The sequence below is a fragment of the Nitrospira sp. ND1 genome, assembly GCF_900170025.1.
Classification (GTDB): Bacteria; Nitrospirota; Nitrospiria; order Nitrospirales; family Nitrospiraceae; genus Nitrospira_A.
This window is the reverse complement of sequence record NZ_FWEX01000006.1, coordinates 1,560,882-1,579,901: the sequence shown is the minus strand read 5'-3', so window position 1 is coordinate 1,579,901 and position 19,020 is coordinate 1,560,882. Positions and strand designations below refer to the sequence as shown.

16 protein-coding genes are annotated in these 19,020 nt (G+C 52.9%); 9 read left to right on the top strand and 7 right to left on the bottom strand.

Annotated features, from left to right (window positions below):
* Positions 1-40: 40 nt before the first annotated feature.
* From NSND_RS12060 to merT, 3 genes are read right to left on the bottom strand one after another with little or no spacing between them, the layout of a single operon-like run.
* Complete coding sequence (locus tag NSND_RS12060; RefSeq protein ID WP_143833535.1) at positions 41-286, bottom strand: hypothetical protein; 246 nt, start codon at positions 284-286, stop codon at positions 41-43.
* Positions 287-294: 8 nt separating this feature from the next.
* Entirely contained in the window at positions 295-573 is a 279-nt protein-coding gene (gene merP, locus NSND_RS12055) for a mercury resistance system periplasmic binding protein MerP (protein ID WP_080879240.1), read from the bottom strand.
* Positions 574-585: 12 nt separating this feature from the next.
* Positions 586-966: a mercuric ion transporter MerT gene (merT, locus tag NSND_RS12050; RefSeq protein ID WP_080879239.1), complete on the bottom strand. Its 381-nt coding sequence runs from the start codon at positions 964-966 to the stop codon at positions 586-588.
* A 206-nt stretch (positions 967-1,172) separates the two neighbouring features.
* Here merT and merR point away from each other — a divergent pair, with 206 nt between their 5' ends.
* The 7 genes from merR (at position 1,173) to NSND_RS12015 (ending at position 6,413) form a co-directional block, all read left to right on the top strand.
* The gene (gene merR / locus NSND_RS12045; protein WP_080879238.1) at positions 1,173-1,571 is read left to right on the top strand and encodes an Hg(II)-responsive transcriptional regulator; all 399 of its coding nucleotides are present in this window, start codon (positions 1,173-1,175) and stop codon (positions 1,569-1,571) included.
* Between the two features lie 582 nt (positions 1,572-2,153).
* Complete coding sequence (locus NSND_RS12040) at positions 2,154-2,828, top strand: SOS response-associated peptidase (RefSeq protein WP_080879237.1); 675 nt, start codon at positions 2,154-2,156, stop codon at positions 2,826-2,828.
* A gap of 37 nt (positions 2,829-2,865) precedes the next feature.
* Positions 2,866-3,297: a LexA family protein gene (locus NSND_RS12035; protein ID WP_080879236.1), complete on the top strand. Its 432-nt coding sequence runs from the start codon at positions 2,866-2,868 to the stop codon at positions 3,295-3,297.
* Positions 3,298-3,305: 8 nt separating this feature from the next.
* On the top strand, positions 3,306-4,574 hold the full coding sequence (locus NSND_RS12030; RefSeq protein WP_080879235.1) for a Y-family DNA polymerase: 1,269 nt from the start codon (positions 3,306-3,308) through the stop codon (positions 4,572-4,574).
* A gap of 299 nt (positions 4,575-4,873) precedes the next feature.
* A complete protein-coding gene (locus NSND_RS12025; RefSeq protein WP_143833534.1) occupies positions 4,874-5,329 on the top strand; it encodes a hypothetical protein in 456 nt (151 codons plus the stop codon).
* 88 nt (positions 5,330-5,417) lie between these two features.
* Positions 5,418-5,858 (top strand): hypothetical protein, encoded by a 441-nt coding sequence (locus tag NSND_RS12020; protein ID WP_080879233.1) that lies wholly within the window; start codon positions 5,418-5,420, stop codon positions 5,856-5,858.
* Positions 5,859-5,975: 117 nt separating this feature from the next.
* Entirely contained in the window at positions 5,976-6,413 is a 438-nt protein-coding gene (locus NSND_RS12015) for a hypothetical protein (protein WP_200810523.1), read from the top strand.
* 1,596 nt (positions 6,414-8,009) lie between these two features.
* Here NSND_RS12015 and NSND_RS12010 read toward each other — a convergent pair.
* The 4 genes from NSND_RS12010 to NSND_RS11995 all read right to left on the bottom strand — a co-directional run bounded on the left by NSND_RS12010 (position 8,010) and on the right by NSND_RS11995 (position 14,485).
* Positions 8,010-10,274: a site-specific integrase gene (locus NSND_RS12010; protein ID WP_080879231.1), complete on the bottom strand. Its 2,265-nt coding sequence runs from the start codon at positions 10,272-10,274 to the stop codon at positions 8,010-8,012.
* A complete protein-coding gene (locus tag NSND_RS12005; RefSeq protein ID WP_143833533.1) occupies positions 10,271-12,745 on the bottom strand; it encodes a hypothetical protein in 2,475 nt (824 codons plus the stop codon). The genes NSND_RS12010 and NSND_RS12005 overlap by 4 nt, the downstream gene beginning before the upstream one ends.
* A gap of 98 nt (positions 12,746-12,843) precedes the next feature.
* Positions 12,844-13,620 carry a hypothetical protein gene (locus NSND_RS12000; RefSeq protein WP_080879229.1) on the bottom strand — a complete coding sequence of 259 codons (777 nt, stop codon included), beginning with the start codon at positions 13,618-13,620 and terminating at the stop codon, positions 12,844-12,846.
* A 10-nt stretch (positions 13,621-13,630) separates the two neighbouring features.
* The gene (locus tag NSND_RS11995; RefSeq protein ID WP_080879228.1) at positions 13,631-14,485 is read right to left on the bottom strand and encodes a ParB/RepB/Spo0J family partition protein; all 855 of its coding nucleotides are present in this window, start codon (positions 14,483-14,485) and stop codon (positions 13,631-13,633) included.
* A 663-nt stretch (positions 14,486-15,148) separates the two neighbouring features.
* On the opposite strand from NSND_RS11995, the gene NSND_RS11990 reads away from it, so the two are divergent.
* Positions 15,149-15,859, top strand: a complete 711-nt coding sequence (locus NSND_RS11990) for a hypothetical protein (RefSeq protein ID WP_080879227.1) — start codon at positions 15,149-15,151, stop codon at positions 15,857-15,859.
* Between the two features lie 289 nt (positions 15,860-16,148).
* Positions 16,149-19,016, top strand: a complete 2,868-nt coding sequence (locus NSND_RS11985) for an SNF2-related protein (protein ID WP_080879226.1) — start codon at positions 16,149-16,151, stop codon at positions 19,014-19,016.
* The last annotated feature ends 4 nt before the right edge of the window (positions 19,017-19,020 follow it).

Genomic DNA, 19,020 nt, shown 5'->3' with positions numbered 1-19,020 from the left:
TTTTCCCTCCTGGGTTGGTTGTCCGGGAATTTTCTTCAGGTCACACGCACGTCTGGCGCCGCACGAAGTAGTAGCCCAGCGCGGCCACGCCGATGAACACAATAAGAAGACCGATCAATATGGAATCATCGAGAATGAACCCAAGGCCAAGCGCGGTGACCAGACCGGCGACCATAAACGGCGCCACGCAGCAGAGTGCGGCAAACGCGGCGCCGCTGATGCCGACCGTCATGAGCGTTCGGCCCAACCATGATGGCGTCTCGTGACTATTGGTTTTCGCGTCCATTGCACCTGTTAGGGATGAACGGTAGAAGGGTAGCCCGCGTTCTTGGTCGCGTCCAGCAGCGCCTCGACCGTGGTCTTGGCGTCATCGAAGGTGACCAGGGCTTCCTTCTTCTCCAAGTTGACCTCGATGTTCTCGACGCCTTCGACCTTGTTCAGCGCTTTCTTCAGCGTAATCGAGCAGGTCGCGCATTTCATGCCGAGCACCGACAGGGTAACCGTTTGCGTGGCGGCCCAGGCGGGCGCGCTCAAGGCGGCCAAGAGGGCCAATACAGTGATGCGCTTGTTCATGACGTGTTCCTTTCAGTACAACAGCGGCAGAAGGTAGGGGAACGCCAGCGCGAGCCCCGTCAGTGCGGCCACGATCCCAAAGATGAGCTTGTACGCCGTCTTGACTTGCGGCACGGCACAGACCTCCCCCGGCTTGCAGGCTTCGGAGGGCCGGAAGATGCGCCAGTAGGCGAAGAAGAGCGCCACGAGTGCTGCGCCGATTAAGATCGGACGATACGGTTCGAGCATCGTCAGATTGCTGATCCACGCGCCGCTGACGCCAATCGTCACCAACACGAGCGGGCCGAGACAGCAGATCGAGGCGAGGACCGCCGCGAGGCCGCCGATACCCAAGGCGCCGTGACCATTTTTCGCTTTAGACCAAGGGTTCTCTTTCTCCGATCTGGACGACATATCTATATGTCTCTGCTCCACCTATTTTCATTCAGAACCCACAGTACAAACGGCCGGACACAGCAGACCACTGGGCCATGGCGGCCAGCACGATCCAACTCGGCGGTCCCTTTCCACTCTATGAAGACACGGCCTGTATCTCCAACTCTTGCCCATTGATTCCAGTCTAAACTCCGTACTACGGTACGGAATCAAGGGAAATCTTCATGGCTTCAGAATTAACGATAGGCCGAGTGGCGAAGCTGGCTGGGGTGAATGTCGAGACGATCCGTTATTACCAGAGACGAGGGCTCCTGGCCGAGCCGGACAAGCCGCACATGGGCTATCGGCGGTATCCGGCGGACAGCGTGAAACACATCCGCTTCATTAAGCGGGCGCAGGCGCTTGGGTTCACGTTGGAGGAAATCGCCGAACTGCTACAGCTGGAGGAAGCCCGTGCCTGTGCGAAGACTCGGACCCTGGCTGCCCACAAGATGCGATTGATTGACCAGAAACTGACGGGCCTCGCGGCGATGCGGAAAGCGTTAGCCGGTCTGGTTCAGCAGTGCGACAGGAAACAACCTGTAGAGGGATGCCCAATCATTCAGGTGCTCGAACAGGATTAAGCGTCCTCTTCATCCGCGAGCTCACTATCCTAAGTCGTGGCTCCTTGTGGGCCTAGGATGTCGGAGTGTAGATCGGAGGAACCTCCTAACCCGCATGTACCGAGGTTCAGGATCAGTCCTTCAATTATCTGATTTCTGGACGGTGGAAGTCGAGTTCTTGGTCACATGAGTTCGAGAACTTGCGGGAAGACATGTGGGCAGGTTTTGTGGACACCGACACCCGTGTTAGATAACTGTTTTACGACCCTCCCCCAGCAGACTCATACCCAATCCAGGCTGGCTTACCGCTAAGCCAGCACAATCTCTCATGAACGGCAGCTTTCCGGCGCGGAGATTGCCGTAGCGACTGTCGCAAAGTGGCCGGATGCCGACGGCCGCAAAATGGCCTTTTATCGTCCATTTTGAGGAAATCGAATTGCCAATCTCACGGGGCTCAAACTTCAAGAGTTTAGAGATAGGCAATCCTTAAGGGTTTGTGGATAGCCTGACGTTCTATGCAATGACCGTCCGGTCATTGCCCATCCAGCGTTTTGGACTTAGTTCCCTAACTTGCCTAGAATCTACGTTCCTACGAGGCTCATGATGTGCGGACGCTTTACCCAAACGGCCTCGCCAGCGGTGATCGCCCAACAGTTTGGCGTCACAGTCCCTCCGCTATTCACTGCCCGGTACAACATTGCTCCCTCACAACCGGTGGCCGCGATACGGATCGAGCCAGGTACGATGACCCGTCAGCTGGTGCTGTTACGCTGGGGGCTTATCCCATCCTGGGCCAAAGACCCCAAGATCGGGAATCAGTGCATTAATGCCAAAGCGGAAACCGTGGCGGAGAAACCCTCCTTTCGTGCCGCGTTCAAGACTCGACGCTGTCTTGTGATTGCGACAGGGTTCTATGAGTGGCAGGTTCAGGGCCTGAGGAAGCAGCCAATGTGGATCGGATTGAAGAGTCACCGTCCGCTTGCCTTTGCCGGCTTGTGGGAACGGTGGCACCCCCCGGAAGGCGCAGACATCGAATCGTGTACGATCCTCACGACGGAACCAAACAAGTTGCTGCAACCAATCCACAATCGGATGCCGGTCATTCTGGCACCCTCGGCCTACGACCAGTGGCTCGACCCCACCGTCCATGACACAGAAAATCTGAAATCTCTGCTTCGTCCCTATCCGAGTGAGGATCTCATGGCCTATCCGGTCAGTACGCTCGTCAATAACCCGCGACATGATGTCCCGGACTGCCTTGAGCCTGTCTCGGTTTAGGACTACACTAGGCGCGGTCAATCTGGTGAGGGTTTCGATGCCGATGAATGTGGATGCCGTCTACTCCCCTGATCTCTCGACGCGCTATGCGCTCCCAGTCTTTCTTGGTCGCCTGCCGGCAGGTTTTCCCTCTCCGGCTGATGACTATATCGAGGGGAAGCTCGATCTGAATCGGCACCTCATTAAGCACCCGGCCGCCACATTCTTCGTACGCGTGACGGGTGACTCGATGCTGGAGGCCGGGATTCATTCGAGTGACATTCTGATCGTGGATCGTTCCCTGGAAGCCGTTGACGGCAACGTGATCGTGGCGGCGCTGGACGGAGAGTTAACGGTCAAACGTCTCTACAGGCGGGATCACACCCTCCGTCTCCTTCCAGCCAACAAGAGCTATCAGCCCATCGAGATTCAGGCCCACCAATCCTTTGAGATTTGGGGCGTCGTCACCAACGTCATTCACGCACTCTAAGCGGTCCCATGCCTCCCATCTTTGCCCTGGTTGATTGCAATAACTTCTATGCCTCCTGCGAGCGGGTGTTTAATCCGAGGCTAGAGGGCAAGCCCATTGTCGTCTTGTCCAACAATGACGGCTGTGTGGTGGCTCGGTCGAATGAAGCCAAGGCGCTGGGCATTGCGATGGGCGTTCCAGAGTTTCAGATTCGCCCGGTTCTCCGAGCTCATCAGGTGCAGGTGTTCTCCTCGAACTACATGCTGTACGGCGATATGTCGCAGCGGGTCATGGAGACTTTAGAGCAGTTCTGCCCGGATCTCGAAATCTACTCGATCGATGAAGCGTTCTTGAGCCTGTCGGGCTTTACCTCACGAAACCTGACTGAGTATGGCCGTACCATTCGCAGCACCGTGAAACGCTGGACTGGTCTCCCTGTTTCAGTCGGCATCGCAGAGACGAAGACCCTTGCCAAGATTGCCAACCGTGTGGCGAAACGCACACCGGATACGAACGGGGTGTTCGACCTCTTGGCCTGTCCGGACCGAGACGCCTTACTAGGCCGAGTACCTGTTGAAGATGTCTGGGGGATCGGGCGAAACCTCACCAGGCTTCTGAATCAGCATGGCATCATGACGGCGCTCCAGCTGCGCGAGGCTGATGACCAATGGATCAGGAAGCATCTGGGCATCGTGGGCCTTCGGTTGGTGATGGAGTTACGTGGAATCTCCTGCTTAGACCTGGAAGAGTGCCCCGCCCCGAAGCAGAGCCTGACGTGCTCGCGGGCGTTTGGACAGCTCATCAGTACCCTGGCCGACATGGAAGAGGCCGTCTCGTCCTATACGTCGCGTGTGGCGGAGAAGTTGAGGCGCGAACGACTGGCCGCGACGGTGCTAACGGTGTGTCTCACGACGAACGAATTCAAAGAAGGGCCGCAATACAGCAACGTGCTGACGCTGAAGCTGGCCGTTGCAACTGATTCCACGTCGGACCTCATCAGGTCGGCGCTGCAGGGAATCCGCACGATCTATCGAGAGGGGTATCGCTACAAGAAAGCCGGGGTGATCCTCACAGGCCTGGTCCCTGCCAGTCAGGCACAGGCCGACCTGTTCGACTATCAAGACAGGGGAAAGTCCAAGCGGCTGATGTCCGCGCTCGATGCGATCAATACTCGCTGGGGTGCAGACACTCTCCACTATGCGTCCAGCGGTATTGGCAAAGCCTGGAAGACGCAATTTCAGCACCGTTCGCCGGCCTATACGACGGATTGGGGTGCGTTGCCGATCGTGACGGCGTAGCGTAAATACAACCAATTCCCCTTTCGGCCCTTGCGCCATCGTTTGTATCCCTCCTAGAATGCGCCATCCTGTGAGGCCCCTATGCCTTTCTCGATTCGCCCCTACCGTTGCTTTCCTGTGCAATACTCCGTCACATACAACGCAGGCCCATTTCAGGGGCAAGGCACCGCATGGAACCTTTTGGTGTTTAATTGGCGTCTTTCTTGGGTTCCGCCGACGCTGCCCTGTTGGATGTTATCGGACAACCACCCAAGGCATTCACGCGATTCATGGCACTTGCAGTTATGACGGAGGCATTCATGGTCGAGCTTCCCGGAGAGTTGGTAATTGACTACTTTCCAGATCAACCTGGGAAGTGGGCGTATCGAAAATTGCCCGATGGAGCCTTGCTCCTCGTTGAACTGTCTAAAGCCGAATTGTCTCAACTACATGAACAGAGTCGCCAAAAATGGATGGACAAGATCCGTGACCTAGACAAGCACCCGCTAAACGCAGCTGCGCGTGTTCTGCTGGAGAGTGCCCGTGAGCACCCACTGGGTAACGAGATTTCCGTGATCTCTCTTGCGCGATTTGCACTAGATGAAGATGTGTCGAGTTGGGATGATGGTATGATGGCTCTGAGCGATTGGGCTCGCAGCCCTGGGACCATGCAGAAAGCTATTTGGGTGCTGGAAGAGGCTGAGGTGACACCCGAATCCTTGCTCTCACTCGCTCTGGAGGATGCCGCTCAATTGGTCTTGGAGCACCTGGGGTAAGATGCGTGAATCGCTCTCCCTACGAGGTCCACATGCCTGTCCGATTCCCCATCTCCCCGTGTAGAGAGGCACACTAAGTACCAAGAGTATGAACTATCGGGACAATATCATCGCCGATCTAGCAAGGAGTGAATGCGAGACTCTTTCTCGAAAGGTGATTCGCTCTCTGACAAAGATGACTGACGGAATGCAGTCGGGTGATGACACGCCCCTCAAGAACATCTGGGACGAAATATGTGTTCAAGTTCAGGGTCAGGAGTCGGTGATGTGGGATGCCTATTTGGACACCATCGAATCCCTCATCCTGGGTGAACTGGTAGGACTTGATTCGGCAACAAAGCAGGCTATTTGGCTGCAGACCGACGATGGCACCGATTGGAGCGTCGAAAACGAGGACCAGGATGGTCAGGATGTTCCGATCGTCTGTGAAGACATCGCCAAATACATATTGGATGGCTTCGTACTTTTGGCTGCGACGAATTGGACCAATAAGCGTATTGAGAAATACCTTGAGAGGGAGCTTGAGTAGTAGCTCAACCTTGTATTGTAGTAGGTCGTAGGTTCGATCACTCCAAAGTCCATCAGTGTTTGATTCCCATCTGGATTGGACCGGAGGATAATGCCTCAGAGCCACGGAGGTACTCTCATGCAAGTCGTCCTTCTCGCCCTTCTCGCTCTTCTCCTGTTGTTCCCACTCACTGTCCAGGCCGAATATCTTGGCGACCTCAGCGAGAATGAGCTGAACCCTGATTCCATCTTTAATGACATCGGGGCCTATGGTGCCCTGAGTCCCACAAGTCCCAGGAACTCGATTGGCCTGTACGGCAGTCCCGTCAGTCCGTTCTCCGCTACGAATCCGCTTGCCATTGATGCTCCTCGCCTCTATGACCAGGAAGGGAACTACCGCGGTAAACTCAGCACGAATCCACTGGACCCCGACTCGGTCAGTAATCCGCTTGGACGCTATGGGAGCTCCCTTTCACCAGATTCACTCAAGAATCCGCTCGGCGCTGGCAACCCGCTCGATCCCGGAAGTCCAAAGAATTCGTATGGGCGCGGCTGGCGAATAGAAGGCGGCCGATGAGCTGGGTGTTCTATTCGGTAAGTGCATTCACCACCGCCTCTAAGCTACTCTCCACAAGAGACAGGAGGCCGTGATGGCAGACATTATTTATCTTTATCTCGGTGGATTGGCAGCCCTGGTTCTAGGCTTCGTCCTGTATGGCGGGCGGGAACGGAGCACGCGGCCTCCCTCGCATTTTCGTTGTGTTCACCACGTAACTGCGTCAGGTGAGCCTATATCCGTACTACTTTCTATTGAGGCCTAACCTCGTGTAGCTTTAGCAACGGGATAGCTAAGGAGGGACCTTATGTACTACGTAAAGGTGAGCACCAGCCCGCTATCTTCAATATGGGGAAAGCCGCGTTCGGTGATCTCTACAGCGCTGGCCAAGCCGTATCCTCTGCCGCAGGAAACATTTCTCGGATTAGAGTATCTGCCAGGACCACGGCGTCCTTCATCGATCTTGAGATCTAAGCAGGACAAACAAAGGCGGTCTGCGGAATGGTAGGTATCCTTTATCTGGGTGCGCTCGTAGTCTTAGTGCTGGGCTTCATCCTGCTGTTTCGAAGGTGGCATCGGAATAAACAGCCTCCCTCGCATTTCCGTTGTGTTCACCACGTCACGGCGTCAGGTGAGCCTATATCCTTCCTCCTTGCTCCACGCGATACGACTGAAACTTAGAGCTTCCGCCTCATCTCAAGGGCCACAGCGTGGATAACCACGGTGTCCCTCATATGCGGCCAACGACCGACTACCGGCCTTCAAGAAACGCGTCAGCTTCAACGATCCGTTTCGCCATTTGCCGCAGCGTTCGCCGTGGGCGATAGGTGGACTGAGCCGTCGATGGCGGGTGGTGCCCATTGTGGTGTCTTGCAGTGCGTGGGCCCTATCCGGCCGGAATGACATTCCTCACGTGTCGCCCGTTGTCGAACGATCAGCGGCCAAGGCCGTTCTGCTTCTGCAAGACGGTGGGCCCCTGCGGGCCTGAGGATCAGTCGAGTTTCACGATGCGAGTCGAGATTCCTGCCAAAAGCTGGTCACTATCGTAGGCAAGCGCAGTTGTCTTCTGGCAGAACACGACGCGTATTGTCCCTTAAGCCTAAAAAGAGCTCGCATCTCACGATGCTTCGCGAAAGTGGAGCGCATGCGGAGAATTGACGTTTGATCTAATGAGATGCCCAGGCTTTGTCCGCCCGAGCCGCCCTGAAGGACCGGTCTCAGGTACACGGGAGACGATGGATACATAGAGTGGGTCGCTATGTCTCTCAATCATCCGATCTGTAAATACCCGTGGCGGTGTCGTCATAACAGACTCGCTTTAAACGTTTCTGGCCACAAACGCAGAGTGGCTCATTTGGAGCAAAATACGCAGTTGGGCCATCACACCATCAGCTCATTGCCCCTCAGCTCTACAGTGACCATCACTTCTCGCGTGCCGTCTGGAGGCTTCACCCAATAGTTTCCTGGCTGTGTAGGGGGAAGGTGCTGACAGGAAGATCGGTTACCTCGCCGTGTCACTACGTGACCGAGAAAATTCTGAAGCAATGCTTTACACGTAAATACAAGCGAAACTGTGTGCGCGCTTGCAAACCAGAATTTGCATGTCATGTAATGTGACTAGTTCCGCCTTCCCGCTAAAATCAGATTAGAGAGGACATCGACTGTATGGCAGTATGAGGAAAGTGTAGTTGCTGGGCTGCTATGCCCCAGCAGCCGGCATAGAGCGACCAACCCATGAGAGAAGGCAACTTCCCCGATCTTTGGTTCCCGTAAGCCGAACAAAAGTTGACGGAGGGCGCTGAGGAGTGGCTCTTCAAATATCTGTTGCTCGAATATGGGGATATTCACTCCATTAAATAAGTCTGGTCTTACAGCCTTAAGCCAACGCAGGAGAAACCAGCTGGCGAAGGAATGCCGCAAGTGGTGAAAACATAGATTTTCGGCGATAACCTCCCGAAGTATTAGTCCAGCAAGCGACGCCAAGTAACTGCTGTCATATGGCTCTGGATGCTCCACCGTCGCAAGCAGTGGGGCGTCCAAGTTACCTCCCGTTTCTCTGTAACGTTGATCTACGAACTGCCAAATCTCAACCAAGTGGTGAACCACCATGAGCTTTGAGAGGTGGAGGTTGCGGATACCAGAAGCCGTCTTAGTGATCCTGATTTCGATCACAGGTTCCGGCTCCCTGATGAAATGCCGCAGTTTCAAGTTGGTTGCTTCCATGCTGCGTAGTCCCAGATCGAAACCCAGGATCATTTTTACTCGGAGCAGGGAGCGAATTCCCGCAGGTATGAAATGTAAGGAACTCGCTGCAAGAGCTGCCTCAAATTCTTGAGGGCTTACCAATGGGACTGGGTAGTGAACGGCTGATTTTCTGAACGCTTGGGCTTGCCAGGGGATAGTGGGCTTCGGAGTCAATCGAGCTTCTGCGAGAAAATCGACAAACCGCCGGTAGCTAGCCGTGGCTTGAGACGTCTCATGATCGTCCATAGCCGAGGCGAGATTCGATATCCAATCCAACTCGCTCCACCGGCAAAAGGGCGAACCGACAAAATATGGGAAGAAGGCAGCTGCTATCGCGGAAGCGCGCGTGGCAACAGTACCGTTGTCGTCTTTCCCTCTCAACAGACGTATCAGCCAAAGTCCATAACACCGAACGTTGTACCCAAGTGCAGTGAATTGCTCGGCCCGATCGACCAGTTCAGTTTCGGTCACTTCAACCAACTGGAGGATTCTATCCGCAATCAATCCTCGGACCTTCTTCGCATCAGCCTGCTCGCGGTGAAGCCGATGACGCGCTTGCTCAATTTGCTGAAAAAGTTCGCCATCTGGTCCATGGGTAGATGCCCGCTGTCGGGGCTTTACTGGTGTCTGGCAGCGTACTAGTGTTTCGGTACCTCGCAAGCTCTTCAGCAGAAACAGCCGATTGAAGCTACCGTCAGTCATGGGGGAAATCGATACTTGGCCAGTGTGTACAGCGACGGCGAACGGGGGCATGTTCTCCAGCATAGCGACTACGGTAGCTACATGGACTAATGTCTCCATTGAGAACAAGGAAGGTGAAAAGGCAGTGTTGGTCATGAGTTCGGCCATGAAATCGATCCACGAGAGGCGCATACGCTTATGCCATCGTGAAGTCCGCCACTCATCTGTGAAGACTGGATCCTTATAGATTCTTCCTGATGCCGGCAGGTCGAGTATCTGTAGAAGGTTCTCGAGATGAAGGGTGCCCGAGTGAGTCAGCGGAAACCTGAGTAGCGAGCGTAGTCCTTGGTCTACCTCTTCGCGTCGTCCATGCTGCGGAAGCTTCAGCCAGCCGCGTTCTTTCAAATCTTCTCTGCGAAGGTGTAATAGGCGACTACGGACATTCGGCAGCAGGACAAAGCTGTCGAGCACGACTGATGTGTAAAAACACATGTAACTCCATAGCTCTATCCCCCAACGCCAGTCTTGAGAAGGCTCGGGTGCAGTTGTCTTTTGCATGATGCGCCGCAAATGGTAGGCAGCAGCCAGCATCGATGGAGTAATCCCATCGAGAGTGGTGACCAATGTGCGAGGTACTTGGTGCGGTACATTGACAAATTTGGAGTGCAGCACGGACTCCTTCGTCAGCTTAAATAGAATGAGATTAAGTGTGTGCTTGGCCTGCCACTGATGAGCGCGTGAGGAATATTGTTTGTCGAGAGTCTTAATGAGGTCGTTTAGTAAATGATCTGGGATGTCATACCGACCATCATCTTTAATCTGGCATCTATCCAATACATTCCGTAGATATGACCACACCGTGAGAACGGTTTGTGGGGCCCGTTTCCCCAGACGATCCAGTTGTTGGGCAAATGCCCTGATCACGCTGTCCAGTTCTTCTAGGGTCTTAGGAGTCATTTTGTCTGTGGGAAATACGGAAGTTTTCTGAATCCAAGATGCGTGACAAGATCCTCGTGATGATCTTGCAACAGTTTCAGCGCCTGCCCTATGAACGCGCTACTAAAAGCGCAGAAGGGCTCTCGTCCAGCTCGTTGATGGCCAATATGGAAATCAATCGTATCGTCGGCATACAAGGGCACTTTGCAGCTTCTATTGTAATGCCGCCCCATGTTTAGAGGCCCTTGGGCTAGGCGGTGCGAACCAAAGGCTGTCAAGAGCTCCCTCAACGTACGCAAACTGAATGACCTGATACTTCCGTTGTCCATCAAGAACACAAAGAGCCTGTCACTCTCCAACTCCTGCTCAGCAGGATATCCAAAATACATCTTCAACATATGGATGAGCCGCTCTCTTCCTGTGGCAAGTTCGCGAAAGAGATGCCTAACGGTGGGAGGAAAACCCATTAAGCGGTCTTCAATATAGAGCGAACTCAATTTGTCGATGATGGGAATGCAAACGAAATCGGCGAGATAATCATTCTGCAAAAAGCCAAAATCATTTCTCGGTCGAATTCCCAGCGTTAGAGCGGCGAGAGCCGCATAGGTTACAGATGCGTTATGATGTGAAATTACCTCATTGGGTTTGCGGGGGTATGACGTTCGGTGGACCGCGTTGCCTACCCTTTCAATTTCTTCTCGTAGCACGGTTTCTCCTAATACGAGCGGAGAGCCGATGCCATAGACGCTCACCTGATCTCGGATATGACCAGCGACGGCGGGGCGATTATTCCACCAACCGGACAATGGAAGATGGGAAGACACATACTTGTGTAGGTCATTACAACACCTTTGATATTCGTCATGGAAGTTGTCAATCATCAAATGGGTATAGCGGGGCTTGACTCCCACCCTGGTTAGCTGTCCACTAATGAAGTAAGCCATCACATCATTCATTCCGAACCCGTGAACGAGCCATCCGCGAAAGCCTCGGCAAAGATCTGATACTCTTGGGATTAGACGTGCATCAACCCCTGCTCTTATTAACAATCCATGAACATCCTTCGCCTTGAGTGTCTTGATCTGTCCTTTTTCATCGACATACTGGAGTATCGGAGAACCGGGAGTGGTTTGACCGACATCTTGGAGCCACGCACAGTAAGTCCTCCATGTATTGAGCAATGGCTGCGGAAGAGGAAATGGAACCCATGTCGTCGATGCAAGCCATCCGCTTGCTTCCGGCGGCTGAAACGAAGAGCGGAGCGTATCCTGATGAAAAAAGAACCACTCCGCACGCACATCAAAGAAGAGGGTAGCGTGGAAATCCAGAAGTCGGCTTTCTGCTTTCGTCGGATACGGTGCAATCACCGCTTCTTCGAGTTCTCGCACATCACGTCCTGTGAATAAAGGCACAAGCAGCATGAGACAAAGGGCCCCGTACTTTGCCGGGTCCAATGGGCTCAAGTGTTCAACCGTCTTATAAAGCTCTACAAGGGTGTGAGGGGCTGGAACTTTAGAGTCCCAAAAGAAGTCGTATTGATACAGGTAGTAGCGGGACTTGTAAGAATATGGAATGGAGGGAGGATGCCGAAGCAGCGGCGCTTGATCGGCCGAGGAAACCCAATCGCTTACGGTCTCTTCTGGTTCGTTTTGCCCTATGGCGCTTGCTGGTTCTTCGTTTCCCAGCTGATCTACTACAACTATAGCCGTGAGCGGGGACACATCTTCTCGAAAGTCGCCGTGCCGGGGAGTTGGGTAGTCGTCAATACGTTCAACGGCGACAGACTGATCCAATGATTGTGATCGCTCGTCCTGCGCGGGGCCGCCTCCACTATGTTTAGACTCACGCACTTTATGCGTGTGGAAAAGTCGAATTAACCGATCACAATGCTCGTCTGCCATTTTCTTTACTGCACGCGTTCGCCGCGTTTTTGGAGGATTAGCGGTATAACCCTTATGGAAGCAATCAACGTGTGTTTCAAACGCTTGAAATGTGATGGGGCCAGAAGGATCAATACATTCGGAATCATGTGGGAACTTGACGAAGAACAGTCGTGCAGATGTTGCATAACCCCGCAGAGTTTCCAATTCTGAAGTAGTGGACTGAATCTCGCGAAGGCCTTTGTGAAATGTTCTTCCCCACAACTGATACAACGGACAGGGTGATTCGTCCTTGGCGATCCAGCGAATTGCGTCGACGTGGAAGGCAAACAAAGGCTCGTATTCCACGCGTGGCCGCAGGCTAAAGAGTCCTTTGTCCAGTTCGTTTTTATTATAGATATTTAGATCCGCGAATAGTCGACCCAGGATGGCGATTGCAACAGTCGTTTCAATAGGCGGGTTCTCTTGAAGAAGGAGTGGAACCCAATAGCGAAACACGCTTTCGGCATGCAAAATACCTCGTAGGTTTAAAGGAATATCAAAAGCTGAGAAGAAGGCATTGGTCCATTGAACAGCGTCCTTCAATGAACACCCGCTGACTTTGTCGGCCAACGGCGGGAGAATGATGCTGAGAGGTAGAGTTTCCTCATACCTGAGGATTGTACTTGGATGAGTGTTAGTCCTCTGGAGGAACTCTATTACCTGGGGACTTAGATCGCAGACAGCCATATCACACCATCATAGATTCGCTCGAATCCACACTCCAAGGGATCCTTTAGCCTATTCCGACACACCTCCCCAATTAGATGACCGCTGCGGAATCTCTGTAAGATAATTCCGAACTGCTTCTTGGCCGCTGCACACAGAGGGCATTCCTCAACCCGTCCATTTGTTCCATATTTGAGACGAATAAAGTGCCATGTTGTTAGGGTGCCGGAATTAAATTCCCGCAATTCTTCGGCATTCAGGAAAATCCGTATGCCACACTTTTTGCAGGAAATGTGACCACCTTGGTTCTGTGAGAGAAGAGTCTTCCAGTTTTTAGGTATGCGGAGCACGTAGTCCTTTCCCGGATGGTGACAGATGACGCATCTCTGGTTTTGGTCGACTCGCTTTTCTCTGGCCCGGATTGGACGCGATGGACCCTTAGCCTTCGAAAAAGCGTTAACCACTGCGGTGGAGATCACCCGATCGAGTTTAGTAAGGAACTTGAGGTTCTCTTCTGTGAGGTCTTGGGACGGTATGACGATAAGTGGGACCTCAGCCTCCGGGTGGTCATGCATCAAAGAATAAGCAACATGGCTCCCAATGAGAGATGGGACCCCCTCCGCAGAATTTTCCCTGGCGATCAAGGGGAGGCGGAGAGAAAGCATTCGCAAATCGTCTATTTGCTTTCTCAGTTTATTTAAGTCATCGGTGGACGCAGTGAAGCCCACTTCATCAACACGAAGACCGATTGATCCAGGCTTCATAGGGATAAACTTCATATCTCGTCCATCAATCAAAGAGTTTAGAAGAGCTGTCACTGGAATCTTTGTTGTTGGCCAGTAAGGACAACGTCACCTCGCACGCGAGAACCAATGCCTTCCCGGCGGTATCCGGCCGACTGAGCTTCTTGATCTTGGCCAGGCATGATTGAACGTTATTTCGCAATGATTCCGGCAAACTATCGTCCTGCTCTGATGTCACCTTCACATAATGGGATAAGGCATTAATTGCATCGCTGATTTCTGTTGGTTTAGAGTTGCGTTTCGGTGTAGTCGATGCAGCCGTTCCTTTGACGATCCTGTTCCATGCCTTCTCATCGTGGTACAAATCGAAAACCTGCTCGGAGATCTTCCGGACGCGGATCATCTCGTCAAGAAGTTCGATCGGGAGGCCCTTTCGGGTCTGGCTCGCCTTCTGTATCTCTGCATCGATGACGCGTTTGGCAGCAAACCAATCAGATTTATTGACCCCGGCCAAGCTCCAGGGATCTTTCACTCCTTTCTCTTCTAAGAGACAGATCCGGACCGTATTAATCACGCGAACTCCTCTCGGAAGCTTTTGGTTCAGATTGTTGATAAAGGTGTTGTCTACGGTGGTGGCAGTCATTGCCTCGACATCTGTGGTCGCTTCATCAAAGACAATAGGAATTGTTTTGATCCCAGCCATTGCCGCAGCGAAAAATCGGTTTTTCCCGTCCAGAATGAAGTAATTACGTGTCACCAAAAGAGGATGGTTCGGACGAAATCCCTCCCGCCGCATGCTTTCCACCAATCGTTCAATCAGGTCCGTGTCTGGAGCCCTCAGCAGGTTAATGGGGTGAATCTTGAGCGAGGTAAGAGGAACCATTTTCATTTGTTGCTTCATAAGTACTTCGTCTCCTTTGTGGTTGACGGTGGGCTTTGGGGAAATAGAACGAGTGATGCGACCTTCTCGGCCGAAGTCGTCGATAAAAAGCAGAGGTTGGCGCACAAGACTGTCCAAAGCGAATGTTCGCTTAGTGATGTGTGCTCCTGGTCATGGCGAATCCCATAGCTTTGACGGACATCACGAATCAGAGCCAAGGAAAATGAAATGGCCGGGACGAGTAGAAAGTGGGGAAGAACCTGAACGGACAGGTCGAAGGATCTTTTAAAGGGATTCATGACACACCACCACGTTTCCGAGCACGAGAATTCATGCTCAGCGTGAATGGCGTTTTATGCGCCGCCTTCACGTTCAGCCACCCGAACACGGTGTGGCTGAAGATGAAGAGGGTGAAGCCCCGAGGTATATGTTGGGCTTCAGGAAGCGGTGAAGCTCGAGGCTGGGCGCCTCTTGTTAAAGACCCACCGGTGAAAGGCACTATAAACGACAAGCAAGTATTATGTCAACTGTGTTGTATATGTATTTTCATTGTTATTTGCATTTTACGTCTGATAACGATTTAATGGAGCGAGCTGATGTGCAGATTCGATTGGGAAGTGTTCTGTCAAGAAACTGTTGAAGATCCGTACAAACGCCTCGTGAAAACGTCTGAAGGAAATGTAAATGAAACTTGACGTGACTGAATTTATCGAAGGGCTCGATATCTTAATGCATCTCCACAAAAAGCTGACTCCAGACGTTATCGTTAGAGAGGTAATGGGTTACCCATGTTATCTCAAAGACTTAATGAGTCCCCCGGCTGATGATCCTCCTCCACCGCCGCTACTCTCAGAAGACAACGAATTATTAACAATAGACATCTTCTTAGGCACATATAATTCAGCCAACCGGTCGATCAAGCTATTTTCAGAGAACATCCAAAGGGCTGCCCGACTACTGGACTGCGAAGAAGAAGATCTTGAGTATGTAGTCCGTTTCCACGAACACGCACATGCGCTTATTCATCTCGGTGTGACTGAAGCGGACAGATGGGAAGGTCTTAAAAACGGAAGATTTGCTGCATCGCGGCTGAAACGCCTGACCACAATATACAACCAGATTGACCCCTTCCTTCACGAACACCTCGCTCAGTTGGTCACTTACCAAGTTCTCAAGAAGCTCTCTGAAGATTCAGAAGATCGTATTGTATGCAAAGCCGCTGGCCGAATGCTTGATATCTTCAATAACCTGATGCGACGACAGCCGCGTGAGTATCGAGTTGAACCGTATTTAGAAGTACCGCTTGAGCGATTACGAGGAACCATTCAGTTAATTAAAAAGGAGGAGCTTGCTGGAAAAGTAGAACCATGGAGAGAGATCATGTCTTGGAAGTGAAGTTTCTAAGCGAGGGACGCCTGACCGATATCCAGAACATGCAGCCAAGCCGTGCGTATCGATTCATCGAACTATCAGAACTGACGCATTTGAACTGATGGGGCGGTTCAGCAAGGAAACCAGGCAGATCGATGGCTTATATGGGCCCATCAGCATGCAGATCGGCTTGATCCACTGACGCCGAATAATTCTCTAATTGCGGCAACTTTGAATTCCTTACCTCCTAAGCCGTGGTGATTTCTGGTGGGGAAAGGGGTATTCTGCGGCGGCTAATAGGCATTCCTGAACAATGGGTTCTGAATTGACGGACCTTACTCCCTACCACTCCAAATTCTTTGCCCACGAACTCACCAAGCGCTGTCCGTCCGACAGCATCGAGAAGCTCGCAAGTGCGCTCGTAGATGCACAAGTCGATCTCAATCCCCATCAGATCGAAGCTGCGTTATTTGCCTTCCGATCGCCCCTCTCGAAAGGCGCCCTTCTCGCAGACGAAGTTGGTCTTGGTAAGACTATTGAAGCTGGCCTCGTGCTATCCCAGAAGTGGGCGGAGCGCAAGCGGCGCATTCTCGTCATTACCCCCTCAAATCTCCGCAAGCAGTGGCACCAGGAACTTCTGGAGAAGTTCTTTCTGCCCTGTTCCATTCTTGAGACGAAGTCCTACAACGATACGGTCCGCCAAGGTCATGTCCGGCCGTTTGAGTGCGACGACATTATCATCTGCTCCTACCAGTTTGCGCGTACCAAGGCTGCGGAGATCAGCCTCATGCGCTGGGACCTCGTGGTGATCGACGAAGCCCATCGCTTACGGAACGTGTATAAGCCGACGAACGTCATTGCTAACACCATTAAGCACGCCCTCAAGGACGCACCGAAGCTGCTTCTTACGGCCACGCCACTGCAGAATTCGTTGCTCGAACTGTATGGACTCGTCAGTGTGGTGGACGACCGCATCTTCGGCGACCTGAAGAGTTTCAAAGAGCAGTTTGCGAATCTTCACAATCAAGCCACGTTCGATACTCTGAAGGCTCGTCTGCAGCCGCTCTGCAAGCGCACGCTTCGCCGACAAGTATTGCCGTATGTGCGCTACACCAAGCGCTTACCGATGATGCAGCCCTTTACGCCGGCTGAAAATGAAGATCGGCTCTATCATTTAGTGTCCGACTATCTCCGTCGGGACAATCTGCAGGCCCTCCCGTCGAGCCAACGGTCACTTATGACCCTCGTCCTCCGTAAGCTCTTGGCCTCGTCTTCCTTCGCGATCGCCGGAGCTCTGGATTCAATGAGTTCGCGTCTCCGTGAACGTCTTCGACTCGCCGATGGGCCAAACCCACTTGAGGAAGCCCTGGAGGAAGACTTTGAGACACTCGATGAGATGGCGGAGGAGTGGGACGAGGAAGAAGCTGCCTCGAAAGTGCTCACCGAGGCGGACCGCAAAGCCATTCAACGGGAAATCGACGATCTCGAAGGTTTCCGCAAGCTGGCCGTCTCGATCACTCACAATGCGAAAGGGCAGGCGCTCCTTACCTCCCTGCGCACCGCCTTTGGCAAAGCAGAAGAATTAGGCGCGGCACAAAAGGCCATTATCTTCACTGAATCACGTCGTACCCAGGAATATCTCCTCCGAGTCCTGGCCGATAGTCCCTGGAAAGACCACATCGTTCTCTTTAACGGATCGAACAACGACCCTCGATCAAAGGAGATCTACCAAGAATGGCTCCAGCGCCATCAAGGGACAGATCGAATCACCGGGTCACGATCAGCCGACCTGCGCTCGGCGATCGTGGATTACTTCAAAGAACAGGGCCAAATCATGATCGCCACGGAAGCGGGGTCCGAGGGCATCAATCTTCAATTCTGCTCGCTTGTCGTGAACTATGATCTCCCCTGGAATCCCCAGCGGATCGAGCAACGCATCGGCCGCTGCCACCGGTACGGGCAAAAGCACGACGTCGTCGTGGTGAATTTCCTCAATCAGAACAACGAAGCCGATCAGCATGTCTTTCGCTTGCTCTCTGAGAAATTCCTGTTGTTTGAAGGAGTCTTTGGGGCCAGTGACGAAGTGCTGGGGGCGATTGAGTCCGGCGTGGATTTCGAAAAGAGGATTGCCGACATCTATCAGCGCTGCCGCACTCCACAAGAGATCAAGAACTCGTTTGAACAGCTCCAGGGAGAGCTTGGCACCCAGATCGACGAAGCCATGACCCGTGCCCGCCAGCTGCTATTTGAACATTTTGATGATGAGGTGCGGGAAAAGCTGCGCGTGAGCGACGAAAGCTCACGGTTGTATCTGAATCGGTACGAACGCATCCTGATGCAACTCACGTGCTTTGAGCTGCGCAACCATGCTGATTTTCTTTCTGACACTTCGTTTCGACTCAACTCCTGTCCTTTCAAAGGAGAGATCCCGTTGGGTCTTTACGAACTGCCCCGTCGAACCGGGGAAGCACATCTCTATCGATTGGCGCATCCGTTGGCAGAACATGTGCTGGAGCAGGCAAAGACCCGCCAGCTCGACCCGGCAGAACTGACCTTTGAGTATGGGAAACATGACGGCAAAGTTAGCGTGCTTGAACCGCTTATCGGCAAGTCCGGAGTCCTGACTCTCTCGCTGTTCACTGTAGAGGCGTTGGATCAAGCCGAAGACTATCTGATTTCTACTGGTGTGACCGACAATGGCGAGGTGTTGGATGAGGAAGCCGTCCGGCGCCTGTTCTCCCTCCCTGCTACAGTCACTCAGCCAGTAAGCTCCATGATTGAACATCCAACACTCAGTAAGCGAACAGAAGAACGTCAGGACGCCATTCGTCGCCACATCTCACAGCGCAATGCGGAATTCTTCGAGATCGAAGCCGACAAGCTGGATGCCTGGGCCGATGACTTGAAAGTGGGCTTAGAGCGAGAGATTAAAGAATTCGACCGGCAGATCAAGGAAGCCAGGAAGGCGGCCGTGGCAGCCCTCACTCTGGAAGAGAAGCTCGCTGGACAAAAGCAGATCAAGGCGATCGAATCCGAGCGAGGTAAGCGTCGTAGGGCCCTGTTCGATGCACAAGATGAGATCGATCATCGGCGCGGACAGCTCATCTCTGAAATTGAGGGCAAGTTGCAACAAAAGGTAAACTCCCAGCAGTTATTTTCTGTTCACTGGCAGGTGCGGTAATAAC